Raw genomic sequence first — 15040 nt, 5'->3', positions numbered from 1 at the left:
ACTTTAAAATCAAATAGAGATCAAATTCAAAATCTAAGTTTACAAAAAAAGCCACCAATAATAATTGATGGCTTTTTTTAACACAAATTAAACAATATAACCTTTGTTATTGTTATTACTAGCTAATTTCGTTCGATAACGGAGCACCATTAACAGTTTTAACTAAATTAACTTCTGGTTTTGATATAGGCTTTGTTGCTAATGTCTTATCGCCACATACCACTTTTGCATTCACTGGATGATCGGACTCAGCAATATTGACATGAAACTTATTCATATACTTGTCAGATAAACGACGAGCATTTAACCAAAACTTCTTCGTACTACCATCTTCTAATTCAACATCTAAATGGCAACTACTTGAAAGAATATATTTACTATCATCGGCATAAGTATAACCACTAGAACCATGTAATGCCGGATAAATATAGCTTGTTAGTTTCTCTTGTGGGTCGTAATAACCGACTAATGTTGTTACAGGTACCCCAAATTGTTCTGGTTTCTTTGTAATAGATGTCTCATCATGATCAATTTCAACCCAGCTAGAACCATTTGAACGGTACATTTTATGCGTACCATAACCAAGCATAATTCGCTTTCCGTTCATGGTATAGTAAGAATTATAACCAGCCCAAGAAGTTAGACGAATCACACTACCACTAGATACACTAGAGGCATCAGGAATTGGAATATCTTTCATCCAATTTGAATTTCCTGTTGTAATATCAACAACGCCTGCATGATCAAAAAGCTTAGTTAAATACTCTAAACCATCTTGTTGAGACAACAAGCCAATACTCGCCTGAGCAGTATCCGCAATTGGGTGAGAATAACTAAATGGTTCCATTTTATGAGTTGCATTATTCCACTTTAAGTAACCTGTTGGTGATTCTTTAGAAAACACCATACGGCCTTCCATTACTCGCTGCATTTTAGTACTAGAGTATGGGGTGTACATGGTATAACGGTTGTCAGGGTACATACTGCCCTCTCCGCCATACATAGCATCTAAGCCAAATTGGAAACCATGCCATGGCTGAACACAAATAACCTCTTGATTTTTCTTTATATCACCAATGCACGAAGGTCTATTCGAACGATCACTATAGAAATTAGGGATAAATACATTCTTATCACTATCCCATCCCCACGTCGAATCGAGTTGATCAGCTGGGTGATGAATACTCATATCATAGCCTTCACTATGACCAAGTTCTATACCATGACCCGCTTCATGACTCATTTCATTACCAATCGTGCCAGCTAGCGTAACAATACCACCGCCACCAGAAAGACCATGAGGCTGAACACCATTTTTATATTTACCACTCGCTGTATGTGTCGTCAGCATTAAAGCAAGATCTGGATGAGCATCTTGTCCAGGGCCATCACTGTCATTAATACCAAAATTAGCGCTATCAATACCAATTGAAATAAGTGATTTCGCAATACTTCCTCGCATATCACCTTTATAATAGCCACCATCAGTCGCTGATGCATCAGTATACAGCGTACCATCTGGCATCATGACTTCATTGAGGGTTAAATCTTGGTAACGACTTAAAACAAAGCGGCTCACTGGCAAAGTTTGGTAAAATTCACGAGGTAAATTAGGGTCTTTCGCAAAATCCATTCTATCTGGATGCTTAGTCAACATACCAAGATCAATGGTATTCATATATAGAACAGTTGGTGCGCCAACATTAATGTTATCTAACGTACCTGTCTGATCACCATGCATGAAATCTAAACGTAAACCATAATGCATCCATGATGCTGGAATTTTTGCCGTCCAATAGCCATGCCCATACGTAACTTTTGTGATCTCTCCTGTCACATTGCGCATGTCATACCAAACGCCACCATGATTAACAAATGTCAGTGTCTGACCACGATTAAGTGGAACGTTATACTCAGCAAGAACACTTGAAGTATAGCCAGCATCAGACTTGATCTTAACAATTTTACCGTCTAAGGCTTTATCCTTTTTAAGGATAATTTGTGGCGTCCAGTAACCATCCCAAAGACCAATATAAGCACCATGCTTAGCATCCGCTAATTGCTCAGCAAGATAACTACCGTCATCACCAAGTTTATTTGTATCAACTTTCTTGAAATCTGCTTCTTTTAGTGTTGGATCAACTTTTATTTTTTCTCGGATTTTAGGATCAATAACACCTGAAATTGGCGGCAATTGATAAGGACGATTCAGTACCACAGAGCCTAATTTATTGCCATCAGCATCATAACCTTCCACTGTAACAGGTAAGGTTTCATCAAAATCTTTATCTTTAGCCTTAAACATTACTAAAGTCGTACGCTCACCAACTAAATGTTCAGTTGTGTTCGCCTCTGTGTGAACCACATCTTTACCATCAGGATTATGCTTATGCACAATATCTTTTTTGTGATATTTCGATGGAATAATATGGTTTTGAGCAAATAACACCGTACCTTCTAAACTTCCATCCAAATCACTTGGGAAATCATTAGTATTAAAGGCAATAGGAGGAATATAACCTACATCTTCAAAATTCACTTTTACCTGGCAATCAGCAGAAATATCATTAACAAGGTATTTGTTATCCTCTAATGTGCCATTACAGCCCGCAATACTTTTCAGTTTATTTTTAGAATCAAACTTAATCGTAAATGCACCACTGCCCCCTTCAACCATTGTCATCTTTGCAGGCATTATCTGACCGCTACCACTCACTAGCGTAGTAATCTCAATTTTATTCTCTTTAACATGAAGATGAAGTGCTGCGCTAGTTGATGCCTTACCATCACTTACTGTAACCGTTACAGTAAAATCACCTTTAACATTCGCATCAGGCGTCGCGATGATCACACCCGTTTTACTATCAATCATTAACCACTTCGGTGCATTTTCAAGACCGTATGTGAGTACATCTTTATTTGCATCCGTTGCTTTTACAGTAATATCGGTTATATCACCCGCAGTTAACGTTTGTTCTGGCAATGACGTCCAAACAGGTGCTTTATTTTTATTAGCAATAATAATGACCGTTACCCACTTCGATACAACATCTGTACCGTTATAAACACGCACATCTACGCGCATTTGACCAATATCATTAGGTCCTGGTGTACCAGACATCACTCCCGTATCTGGATCAATATCCAGCCAATCTGGGCGATTCGATATACCATAATGTAATGTTTTACCTTGTGGATCTTTCGCAGATACCTGATAAGTCAATGCCTTACCTACTTCGCCAGTTATCGTGACAGGAACAGTAACAATAGGAGTCGTATTGGCTTTAGTCACTTTCACTGTAACCCACTTCGATACAATGTCTGTACCGTTATATACACGCACATCCACGCGCATTTTACCAATATCGTTAGGCCCTGGCGTACCAGAAATCACACCAGTATCTGGATCAATATTCAACCAATCAGGACGGTTCGATAAACCATAATGTAATTTTTTACCTTGTGGATCTTTCGCTGATACCTGATAGCTCAATGCTTTACCTACTTCGCCAGTTAACGTAGTCGGAACGGTAACCGTGGGAGCCATCGTGCTATTAACCACTATTACTGTAACCCACTTAGACGCAACTTCTGTCCCGTTGTATACACGCACATTAACGCGCATTTTACCAAGATCGTCATCGTTTGTAGGGGTACCCGAAATCACACCGGTATCAGGATCAATATGCAACCAATCAGGACGGTTCGATAAACCATAATGTAATGTTTTACCTTTTGGATCTTTAGCAACAACCTGCACACTCAAAGGCTCATTAATACGAGTGGTTAGCTCACTAGCTATTGTCACTAAAGGAGTAGAATCTGTCGCTGTATCACTCTTTTCTGATAAACGAGAAGACGTTGTTGATGGTGTGACATCAATAATAGATTTTTTATTATCAGTATGGGTATCAGACGACTCTGTATTTGGCGATGATGTAGCACCGTATCTATACTTGTATCTGCATGAGCAGAAAGACTTAAGAGAATGAGCGATGAAAGTAGCGTTTTTTTGAATAACATAAATATCTTTTTATTTTTATATTGAACGTATGAAAATACACATAAGCTGAGCCACAAAAGATACGTTAAAAAAACAAACCGTCAATATTTTGACGCACAAAGAAACACAAAAGACCTTATTAAACATAAGGATAAATACTGTGAAATATTTTCATCATTACAATAAAAATATTTAATCAAAAAGTCTAAATTAACAACTAAAAAAATAAAAACTTAAAAATCAAAATCTTAAAATAAAATCTTTTAAAAAACACCATTTAATAGAGTTTTAACTCTAAACGATGAAAATTTAAAAAACTTATTAAAAATCACGTTTTATATTTTTATGGCGTCACAATATAAAAAATAAATATTGATAAAATAGCTATAAATAATCGAAATCAAATAATTTATAAATAAAATTAAAAACATACAATTTTAATTTCATTTATAAATAAGCAGCACTATCAAGCAATATTATATAAATCTATATTTATGATAAAAGTGTGATCTTTGATTGCACTTAACTTTTAATTTTATATTATTAAAAAATAAAGCTACAATATGAAGGAGCTCATCGAAAATACCTTACAAACTATAAAAAAGAATGAATAATAAATATTCACTGGAAGCTCGATTTATTCAACGTCTTAAATATACCAATGCTTTATATGGCTATATCTCACTTGATGCGATCATCAATAGCCAATTAGGAGCAAAGGTTAAATTTAATAAATTGAAATTAAAGAGAGTTTATAATATTAAAAAGATAGAAAAGAAGGCATCTGAAATACCGGAAGCATTCAAAAAAAACCATCAAAAGAAAACTGCCATAAAATAAAAACATATTATATTCCAATAACATTTTAAAAAGAAATATAACTGCAAAATGTAGTCGCTAAAAAAAAGGGATATAAATATCATTTATATCCCTTTTATATTAACTAATTGTCGCTGTTAACGGTGCTCCATTAACAGACTGAACTAACCCAGCTTCAGGCTTCGATATCGATTTACTTACTAATACTTTATCACTACATACCACTGTTGCACTCACAGGGTTATCTGACTCTGCAACATTAACATGAAACTTATTCATGAATTTTTCGGATAAACGATGACCGGGCAACCAAAATTGCTTCATTTGACCACTTGCTAATTCAACATCTAAATGGCAACTATTCGGCTGAATATATTCGCTATCATCTGCATAGGTATAACCTCGGGAGCCGTGCAATGCCGGATATATATAGCTCGTTAGCTTTTCTTCCGGATCGTAATAACCCACTAATGTTGTAACTGGTACTCCGAATTTCTCAGGTTTCTTTTCAATTGTCGTCGAAAAGCTATCATCGCGAACCCAAGTTTTACCATCAGAGCGATAGGTCAAATTTTTCGGGTTAAAAATCGTTTCACCATTAATATGGAAATTGGTATTCCACAGCGCATCGTGATTAATAATAACAATACGACCTGGCGGTACATCTACCGCACTTGGGATAGTTATATCTCCCGACCAATCATTATTTTTCGAAGCAATTGTAATTGCACTCGCAGTTTCAAATTTCTTGGCAATATAAGCAGCATCATCCGCTTCGCCTTCTAAGACATTACCACCAATCACTAGCATATCTCGTACTGTAACTTGATAGCTAAATGGTTCCATTTGATGAGTCGTATTATTCCACTTTAAGTAGCCTGTCGGTGAATCCTCAGAAAATACCATACGATTTTCCATTACTCGCTGCATCTTCGTACTGGAGAATGGGGTATACATGGTATAACGGTTATCAGGGTACATACTGCCTTCACCACCGTACATCGCATCAAAGCCAAATTGGAAACCATGCCATGGCTGAACACAAATCTTCTCTTCTGCTGGGTTTTTCTTCGGATCACCGATACACGATGACTTATTCGACGGGTTCTTATAGAAGTTAGGAATAAATACATTTTTATCGCTATCCCATCCCCATGTCGAATCTTGTTGATCTGCAGGATGGTGGATACTCATATCATAGCCTTCACTATGACTCAGTTCGATACCATGCCCCGCTTCGTGACTCATTTCGTTACCAACAGTTCCCGTTAAGGTAACAATACCACCACCGCCAGAGCCACCATGATCCTGATTCCACGGCCCTTCAACGATTTTATCGCCTTCTCTTTTCTTTAGATAACGACCAATCGATGTATGTGCCGTTAGCATTAGCGCAAGATTTGAATGAGCATCTTGGCCTGGACCATCAGAAGCATTGAAACCAAAGTTAGCACTATCAATACCAATTGAAATCAAAGATTTGGCAATATCACTACGCATGTCACCTTCTTGCCAACCACCAATGCCAGGTGAATAATCTTTATAAAGCTGACCATTTGGCATCATGATTTCATCAAACGTCATATTCTGATAACGGCTTACAACCAAACGACTAATTGGTAATGTTTGGTAATATTCACGAGGTAGCTCAAGATCTTTTGCAAATTCCATCGTATCTTGTCGTTGCGTTAACATGCCGATATCAATGGTGTTCATGTACAGCACCGTAGGTGCTCCTACATTGACATTATCTAGCGTTCCCGTCTTACCATCATGTGAAAAATCCAAACGTAAACCGTAATGCATCCATGATGCAGGAATTTTTGCCGTCCAATAACCGTGTCCATAGGTCACTTTAGAGATAGCTAAATCTCCAGCAGTAAACCACTGACCACCAACGTTATAAAACACAACCGTCTGACCTATATTGATCCCCATATAGGCATTACGTTCACCTTTAGAGATACTATTAGCATATCGCACATCGGTTGTATATGGGCTATCTGCTTTTATAATCAGATATTTACCATCAAACTTTGGATTATAATCAAGCAATAGTTGATGCAGACGCAACCACTGGGTTGAATGCAGAAACACACCGTCTTTACTTTCAATCAACTGTTGATCTAAATATTCTGTATTGCCTTTGTCACCTTCAGCTGCAACTTTTGCAGTATCAATTGCCGTTAGCTTTGAAGGATCCAGATTAAAGTCGGCCTTGGTTAAATCCGCTTTAGGATTAACGCCAGAAATAGACGGTAATTTATATGGGCGATCCAAAACTAATGTACCGAGCTTCGAACCATTGGCATCATAACCTTCCACTTTCACAGGCAAGGTTTCATCAAAGTCAGCATCTTTAGCTTTAAACATCACTAAAGTTGCGCGCTCACCAATAAGATGCTGGGTCGACTCCGCAGGCGTATGAGTAATTTCACTACCATTCACATTATGCAGATGCACAATGTCTTCTTTATGATTTTTTGATGGGATCACATGGTTCTGTGCAAACAACACGGTCGCTTCTAAGTTACCATCAAGATCACTTGGGTAATTATTAGTATTAAAAGCAAGAGGCGGAATATAACCGACATCTTCATAGTTAACTTGGATCTGGCAATCGGCATGAACATCGCTCACAAGGTATTTATTATCAACCAATGAACCATCACAACCAGTAATGCTTTTTAGCTTGTTTTTCGAGTCAAACTTAATGGTAAATTCACCATGACCACCAGCAACAACGGTCATTTTTTCAGGGCTGATCGTACCAATACCCGTCACATGAGTTGTGATCTCAAACTGTCCTTTATTAACATGAATGTTAAGTGGAGTATCAGCAGAAAGCTTGCCATCACTGGCTATCACAGTTGCGGTAAAATCTCCCACCAGCTTAATGTCAGGCGTTGCAGTGATCACACCAGTTTTACTATCAATCATTAACCATGCTGGAGCATTTAAAAGGCTATAAGTTAGCGGATCGCTATCTTCATCACTGGCTGTCGCAGTGATATCCAGCGTATTACCAGCTGTCATGGTTTGAAGTGCAATAGGCGTCCACGTTGGAGCTTTATTCACATCATCAACAACGATCTGAGCGGTCGATGTTACCTGTTGCTGACCATTTGATGCCGTTATCGTGAACGTAAAATCACCGTTATCATCACGACCTGGCGTACCAGATATAACACCTGTTTTAGGGTTAATCTGCATCCAACTTGGCTGTCCTGATAGCGTGAAATGCAATGGCTTACCGTTGGGATCTTTCGCTGAGATTTGTGCAACGAAAGGTTGGCGCGTACGTGCAGCCATCTTAGCTGCAATCGTCATCACAGGGGTTGGATTAACGAGTGTATTAATCATCACTGAGGTAAAAGCTTTAGCTTTGCCATCAGAGACTTCAACTCTCAAAGCATGCTTACCAACAGCCGTTGGCTTACCCGTAATAATACCTGTTACAGCGTCTATTTTAGCCCAAACAGGTGCATTAATAAGGCGATACGTTAAACGGTTATTGTCTTTATCATTTGCTGATACTGCAACAGTAAATGGCGTATTGACCACAATATTCTGAGCAGATACAGGCAAGATAGTTGGTGCGTTATTACTATCACCAATCACAACGCTAACTTGAGTACTATTGGTTTGTTTACCGTTAATTGCCGTTACCGTGATCGTATAATCACCGTTGTCGTTTTGATGTGGCGTACCTGATAGCTCACCCGTATTAGGATCGATCGTTAACCAACTTGGGTTATTTGAAATCGAGTAAGTTATTACGGCACCGTTATTGGCGGACGCCTTAATTTGACCATGTACAGGCTGTCCCGTCATACCCGTTACAATACCCGATAAATCAAAAGTGGGTTTTGACGGCGTAACGTCAACAATAGGTTTTTTATTATCGGTACTAGAATCAGAAGAGTCAGGTTTAGACGGAGTTACATTGAACTCGGCATCTCCGCCACCATCATGACACCCCGATAAGCTGAGCAAGACGATAGAAGAAAGTAGTGTTTTTTTTAGCATAAATATCTTTTTATTTTAATTATTAACGCATAAAAATACGCAAGGCTGAAATGCGAAAGATACTTAAAAAAAACACATCGTCAATATTTTGACGCGAAATAAAAAATAAAAGTATGTTGAAACAACAACATAACAATTACAAAATAATTAAATTGTAACGACAAAAAAATCTTATCGAGACGTGATTTTTAAATTCTCCCTGAAAAACACATTTAAAAACATAAATATAGAAAATAATTCAATTTTTATAGAGTTTAAACTCTAATAAAAAGAAAAAGCCCTTACTCTCGGCACAAAGTAAGGACTTTGATAGTGATGGGTTTACTGGAGATACCATCTAATAAATAGCGTCCCTGTATTTATTATTGCCTTTCACACCACGTTTCCTTGTTATGAAAAAGGCATGCGTCTCCTGTTGGCACAAAACAATATCCGCTTGCTTTTCTATGGTGATGTAGTCCCACAAACGGTTACTGTATTTACTCCATCAGGATCAGCGGCGCATCTGTTTCTGGGTCAGTTCAACCGCACGTAACTGTGCCATTGCTTTTGCCAGATCCATTTCCGCCATAGCGAAGTTAATATCATCAGCATGCTTGTTGATATTCTCTTCTGCGGCGCGTCGAGCTTCGTCTGCGCGGGCTTTATCGATGTCTTTCCCATGCATTGCCGTATCGGCAAGTACAGTTACTACAGTGGGTTGAACTTCAACAAGACCACCTGAGATATAAAGGATTTCTTCAGGATCCTTTAACCCAGTGACAAAACTCGCCACACCCGGTTTTAGTCGGCTCAACAAAGGAGAGTGACCAGGGCGAATACCCAATTCCCCATCGGAGCCAGAAATTGCCAGCGCGTGTGCTGGGCCAGAAAATAACGGACCTTCTGCACTCACGATATTGAGCTGGAATGTATGCTCGGTAACGCCAATAGCCATAATGCCTCCTCAAGCCTTACATGTTTTTCGCTTTTTCAAGTACTTCTTCGATACCACCACAGTACAAGAATGCTTGCTCTGGGATATCGTCATACTCACCGCTTAGTAAGCCTTTAAAGCCCGCAATGGTGTCTTTCAAAGAAACGAACACACCTGGTTGACCGGTAAAGACTTCCGCTACGTGATAAGGCTGAGTAAGGAAACGTTCAATCTTACGAGCGCGAGATACGGTTTGCTTATCTTCTTCAGATAATTCATCCATACCTAGGATTGCAATGATGTCTTTCAGCTCTTTATAGCGCTGAAGTACCGTTTGAACGCCACGAGCAACATCGTAGTGCTCTTGACCAACAACCAATGGATCAAGCTGACGAGAAGTCGAATCCAATGGGTCAATCGCAGGGTAAAGACCAAGTGCTGCAATGTTACGAGACAATACAACTGTCGCATCAAGGTGAGCGAAGGTGGTTGCTGGCGATGGGTCGGTCAAGTCATCCGCTGGTACATATACCGCTTGAATAGAAGTGATAGAACCCGTTTTGGTTGAAGTGATACGCTCTTGCAGCACACCCATTTCTTCAGCAAGTGTTGGCTGGTAACCTACCGCTGACGGCATACGACCTAACAGTGCTGATACCTCAGTACCTGCCAAGGTGTAACGGTAAATGTTATCGATGAACAGTAGTACGTCACGACCTTCATCACGGAAGCTTTCTGCGATGGTTAAGCCTGTTAACGCAACACGAAGACGGTTACCTGGTGGCTCGTTCATCTGACCGTACACCATGGATACTTTATCCAGTACGCCCGCTTCTTTCATTTCGTAGTAGAAGTCGTTACCTTCACGAGTACGTTCACCCACACCGGTAAATACAGATAAACCCGAGTGTGCTTTTGCGATGTTGTTAATAAGCTCCATCATGTTAACGGTCTTACCAACACCCGCACCACCGAACAAACCGATTTTACCACCCTTAGCAAATGGACAGATAAGGTCGATAACCTTAACACCGGTTTCTAGCAGCTCAGAACTGTTAGATTGATCTTCATAAGAAGGCGCGGCACGGTGAATCGCGTATTTTTTCTTCTCACCGATTTCGCCACATTCATCGATAGGCGTACCCAATACGTTCATAATACGGCCTAGGGTTTCTTCACCAACAGGCACTGTAATTGGCGCCTTAGTGTTAACCACTTCTAAACCACGACGTAGACCGTCTGATGAACCCATTGCGATACAGCGAACTACACCGCTACCAATCTGCTGTTGTACTTCTAGAACAAGCTCTGCGTGCTCACTGTCAACAAGGTTAAGCGCATCGTACACACGTGGTACGCTATCTTGGTCAAATTCCACGTCAACGACAGCGCCGATGACTTTGACAATCTTACCAGTACTCATTTGATGTCCTCAGAATTCTATTTAAACGGCTTGTGCCCCAGCTACGATTTCACTTAGCTCTTGGGTAATAGCGGCTTGACGGGCTTTGTTATATACAAGCTGTAAATCATTAATCAGCTCGCCCGCATTATCGGTTGCTGCTTTCATCGCAACCATTCGTGCTGCTTGCTCACAAGCGATACTCTCAACGGTGCCTTGGTAGACCTGTGATTCGATATAGCGAAGCATCAGCTCGTTGAGGATCGGTTTTGGATCAGGCTCGTAGATATAGTCCCAACGGCTTGAAACGTTCGCTTCATCTTGCTCTTCTTGTTCAAGCTCAGGGTTAGGCAATAACTGGATGACCTTTGGCTTTTGCACCATGGTGTTCACAAATTCGTTGTAAACAAGGAACAAGCGGTCAATCTTGCCATCGTCGAAATACTCCAACATGGCATTCACAGGGCCTAAAATATCTTCAAGTTTTGGCTCATCACCAATACCGGATGTTTGTGCAATGACATTGCCGAAACGGTGGAAAAACGAAATGGCTTTTGAACCGATCAAGGTGGTATCAACCGCTACCCCTTGATCTTTCCATTGGCGCATATCTGCCAGTGTTTTCTTAAACAAGTTAATGTTTAAACCACCACATAAACCTCGGTCTGAGGAAATGATGATGTAAGCAACACGTTTTACCTCACGCTCTTCAAGATAGGGATGCTTATACTCCAGCGAACCGGAAGTCACGTGCCCAATCACCTTACGCATGTTCTCGGCGTAAGGACGGGTCGCTTCCATGTTGTGCTGAACTTTACGCATCTTACTTGCGGCAACCATCTGCATTGCACTGGTGATCTTTTGCGTGTTTTGCACGCTGGCGATCTTAGTGCGGATCTCTTTTGCATTTGACATGGTTAGCTCCTATCTTCATTCATACTGCGTCGTGCTTAGACGGATATTGCTCGTCGCTTAGTACGACTGGGTATCAACGAAGGTTTTTAGAAGCTGGTGCAAGCTTGCTTCGATGTCATCGTTGTAATTGCCAGACTCATTAATAGATGCAAGTAGCTCAGCGTACTGGCTCTTGGCAAACGCCATTAATGCTTCTTCAAATGCACCGATTTGAGATAACTCAACGTTATTCAAGTAACCTTTCTCAGCAGAGAAAATAGCCAGTGATTGCTCAGCAACAGACATAGGTGCGTACTGCTTTTGCTTCATTAGCTCGGTGACTTTCTCACCGTGGTCTAGCTGCTTACGAGTAGCATCATCAAGATCCGATGAGAACTGCGCAAACGCTGCCAATTCACGGTACTGTGCAAGTGCGGTACGAATACCACCAGACAGCTTCTTCATGATCTTGGTTTGAGCTGCACCACCAACACGTGATACTGAAATACCAGGGTCAACGGCTGGACGTAAACCTGCGTTAAACAAGTTAGTCTGCAAGAAGATCTGACCATCCGTAATTGAGATAACGTTGGTTGGTACGAACGCTGATACGTCACCCGCTTGGGTTTCAATGATTGGTAACGCTGTTAATGAACCTGTTTTGCCTTTTACTTCACCGTTTGTGAAACGCTCAACATAGTCAGCGTTAACACGTGCTGCACGTTCTAGTAGACGTGAGTGAAGGTAGAACACATCACCAGGGAAAGCTTCACGGCCGGGTGGACGCTTAAGCAATAGTGAAATTTGACGATAAGCAACCGCTTGTTTAGATAAATCATCGTAAACAATCAGAGCATCTTCACCGCGGTCACGGAAATATTCACCCATAGTACAACCAGCATAAGGTGCTAGGTATTGAAGGGCTGCCGCTTCTGATGCTGACGCCACCACTACAATGGTGTTTTTCAGTGCGCCATTTTCTTCAAGTTTGCGTACTACGTTGGCAATCGTTGAGGCTTTTTGACCAATTGCCACATACACAGAATAGATACCAGATTCTTTCTGGTTGATGATGGCATCAATCGCCATCGCTGTTTTACCTGTCTGACGGTCACCGATGATAAGCTCACGCTGACCACGACCGATTGGCACCATGGAGTCAACCGCTTTGTAGCCGGTTTGAATTGGCTGATCGACAGATTTACGATCGATTACACCCGGTGCAATAATTTCTACTGGCGCAAAACCATCGTTATCAATTGCGCCTTTGCCATCAATTGGCTGACCTAGGGTGTTAACCACACGACCCAGTAAACCTTTACCAACTGGCACTTCAAGAATACGGCCTGTACCTGTTACTTTCATGCCTTCAGCAAGATCAGCGTACGGACCCATAACAACGGCACCGACAGAGTGACGTTCTAAGTTAAGTGCCAATGCATAACGGTTGTCTGGAAGTTCAATCATCTCACCCTGCATCACATCAGCAAGACCATTGATAACAATAATACCGTCGCTTACAGAGACGATTGTACCTTCGTTACGTGCCTGACTGGTCACATTGAAGGTGGCGATTCTTTGTCTAATTAGATCGCTAATTTCGTTGGAATTCAGTTGCATATTATTTACCTATTACGCCTGAAGGCTTGTCGCTAAGCGGTGGATAGAGCTCTTTAGCGTGCCATCAATCACCATTTCACCGGCTTTGATTAGCATTCCGCCTACAAGCGATTCATCAATCTGACAATCAAGCTCAACACTGCGATTTAATTTCTTTTGCAGCGCCTGTTTCAGGTTCGCTTTTTGCTCATCAGTTAACGGCTCAGTGGTGGTTACTGTTGCAGTAACCATGCGCTCATGATCTTCTTTCAGTTCATGGAACAACTCTGCCACTTGCGACAACACATTTAGACGTCCATTCTCTGCCATTACTTTGATCAGGTTCTGACCATGTTCGTCCAGCAATCCTTCACAAACGCCTAAGAACATCGCTGTAAATGCTGCCGAGTCGTGCTCGCCAAATTGCTCACTATCTTCGATTTGCTGAGCAATCACAGGTTGGCTAGCCACCGTTGAAGCCACGATTAACATCTGCTCCCATTGCTCCAATGCATTATTGGTAAGGGCAAAATCAAACGCTGCTTTGGCATAAGGCTGAGCAATCGTTAGTGGATCTGACATAATGTGCTCCCCGCTTACATATCCTTGATGAGTTTATTAACAAGATCGCGGTTCGCATCCGTGTCTAAGTTACGAGCAATCAATTTCTGTGCGGTTTCAATTACCATGTCAGACATTTCTGCACGTAGTTCTTGGCGTAGACGATTTCGATCGCTTTCTACTTCCGCTTGACCTTGAGCAATAATGCGCGCTTTTTCTTTCTCACCTTCCGCTTGTGCGTCTTCGATGATTTGAGCGCGGCGTTTATTCCCTTGCTCAACTAATTCATTTGCACTTTTCTTCGCATCATCAAGTAGCTTTTCACCATTAGCTTTCGCTAACTCAAGCTCTTTTGATGCGTTTTCGGTATGAATCAGTCCTTCGGCGATATCACGCTGGCGTTGTTCAATTAACGCCGTTAGCGGTGGCCATACATATTTCATACATAGCCAAACAAAAATCACGAAAGAGATTGCCTGACCAAGCATGGTTGCATTTAAATTCATACCATCCTCACTATTTAAATAACGTTATGATTTATAACGGTAGTTTTGGCTATTACGCCACAGCAAAGATGATGTAAAGACCAATACCCACACCGATCATAGGAACCGCATCCACAAGACCCATCATGATGAAGAATTGAGTACGTAGCATAGGGGTTAGATCAGGTTGGCGAGCAACACCTTCTAGGTATTTACCAGCAAGATTACCGATACCTGATGCCGCACCAGCTGCACCTAAACCAATGAGAAGCGCACCAGCAACGTAAAGAACTGCACTTACGATATCCATGAAAGACTCCAAAAATTACTAA

General features: G+C 40.9%; 10 protein-coding genes. 1 reads left to right on the top strand and 9 read right to left on the bottom strand.

The window, feature by feature from the left end; translation table 11 throughout:
• Window positions 1-118: 118 nt before the first annotated feature.
• Entirely contained in the window at window positions 119-3808 is a 3690-nt protein-coding gene (locus tag Q7657_RS01590) for a M66 family metalloprotease (RefSeq protein WP_498827201.1), read from the bottom strand.
• 801 nt (window positions 3809-4609) lie between these two features.
• On the opposite strand from Q7657_RS01590, the gene Q7657_RS01585 reads away from it, so the two are divergent.
• Entirely contained in the window at window positions 4610-4843 is a 234-nt protein-coding gene (locus tag Q7657_RS01585) for a hypothetical protein (protein WP_053987848.1), read from the top strand.
• A 99-nt stretch (window positions 4844-4942) separates the two neighbouring features.
• On the opposite strand, the gene Q7657_RS01580 is transcribed toward Q7657_RS01585, so the two are convergent.
• From Q7657_RS01580 to atpE, 8 genes are all read right to left on the bottom strand, one after another.
• Window positions 4943-8851, bottom strand: a complete 3909-nt coding sequence (locus Q7657_RS01580) for a M66 family metalloprotease (RefSeq protein ID WP_107167143.1) — start codon at window positions 8849-8851, stop codon at window positions 4943-4945.
• 493 nt (window positions 8852-9344) lie between these two features.
• Window positions 9345-9788 carry a F0F1 ATP synthase subunit epsilon gene (locus Q7657_RS01575; RefSeq protein ID WP_053987847.1) on the bottom strand — a complete coding sequence of 148 codons (444 nt, stop codon included), beginning with the start codon at window positions 9786-9788 and terminating at the stop codon, window positions 9345-9347.
• Between the two features lie 16 nt (window positions 9789-9804).
• The gene (gene atpD / locus Q7657_RS01570; protein ID WP_008988655.1) at window positions 9805-11190 is read right to left on the bottom strand and encodes a F0F1 ATP synthase subunit beta; all 1386 of its coding nucleotides are present in this window, start codon (window positions 11188-11190) and stop codon (window positions 9805-9807) included.
• Between the two features lie 21 nt (window positions 11191-11211).
• Window positions 11212-12084: a F0F1 ATP synthase subunit gamma gene (gene atpG, locus Q7657_RS01565; protein ID WP_008988654.1), complete on the bottom strand. Its 873-nt coding sequence runs from the start codon at window positions 12082-12084 to the stop codon at window positions 11212-11214.
• Window positions 12085-12141: 57 nt separating this feature from the next.
• The gene (atpA, locus tag Q7657_RS01560) at window positions 12142-13683 is read right to left on the bottom strand and encodes a F0F1 ATP synthase subunit alpha (protein WP_053987844.1); all 1542 of its coding nucleotides are present in this window, start codon (window positions 13681-13683) and stop codon (window positions 12142-12144) included.
• A 12-nt stretch (window positions 13684-13695) separates the two neighbouring features.
• Window positions 13696-14244, bottom strand: coding sequence for a F0F1 ATP synthase subunit delta (locus Q7657_RS01555; RefSeq protein WP_107167144.1), 549 nt, complete (start codon window positions 14242-14244; stop codon window positions 13696-13698).
• Window positions 14245-14258: 14 nt separating this feature from the next.
• Window positions 14259-14729, bottom strand: coding sequence for a F0F1 ATP synthase subunit B (gene atpF, locus Q7657_RS01550; RefSeq protein WP_008988651.1), 471 nt, complete (start codon window positions 14727-14729; stop codon window positions 14259-14261).
• 52 nt (window positions 14730-14781) lie between these two features.
• Window positions 14782-15018, bottom strand: a complete 237-nt coding sequence (atpE, locus tag Q7657_RS01545; RefSeq protein ID WP_004730405.1) for a F0F1 ATP synthase subunit C — start codon at window positions 15016-15018, stop codon at window positions 14782-14784.
• Between the last annotated feature and the right edge of the window lie 22 nt (window positions 15019-15040).

Origin of the sequence: Candidatus Photobacterium acropomis, assembly GCF_030685555.1 — a bacterium.
GTDB lineage: Bacteria > Pseudomonadota > Gammaproteobacteria > Enterobacterales > Vibrionaceae > Photobacterium > Photobacterium lucens.
Note: the sequence above shows the minus strand (reverse complement) of the source record. Positions and strands in the feature narration are given on the sequence as shown.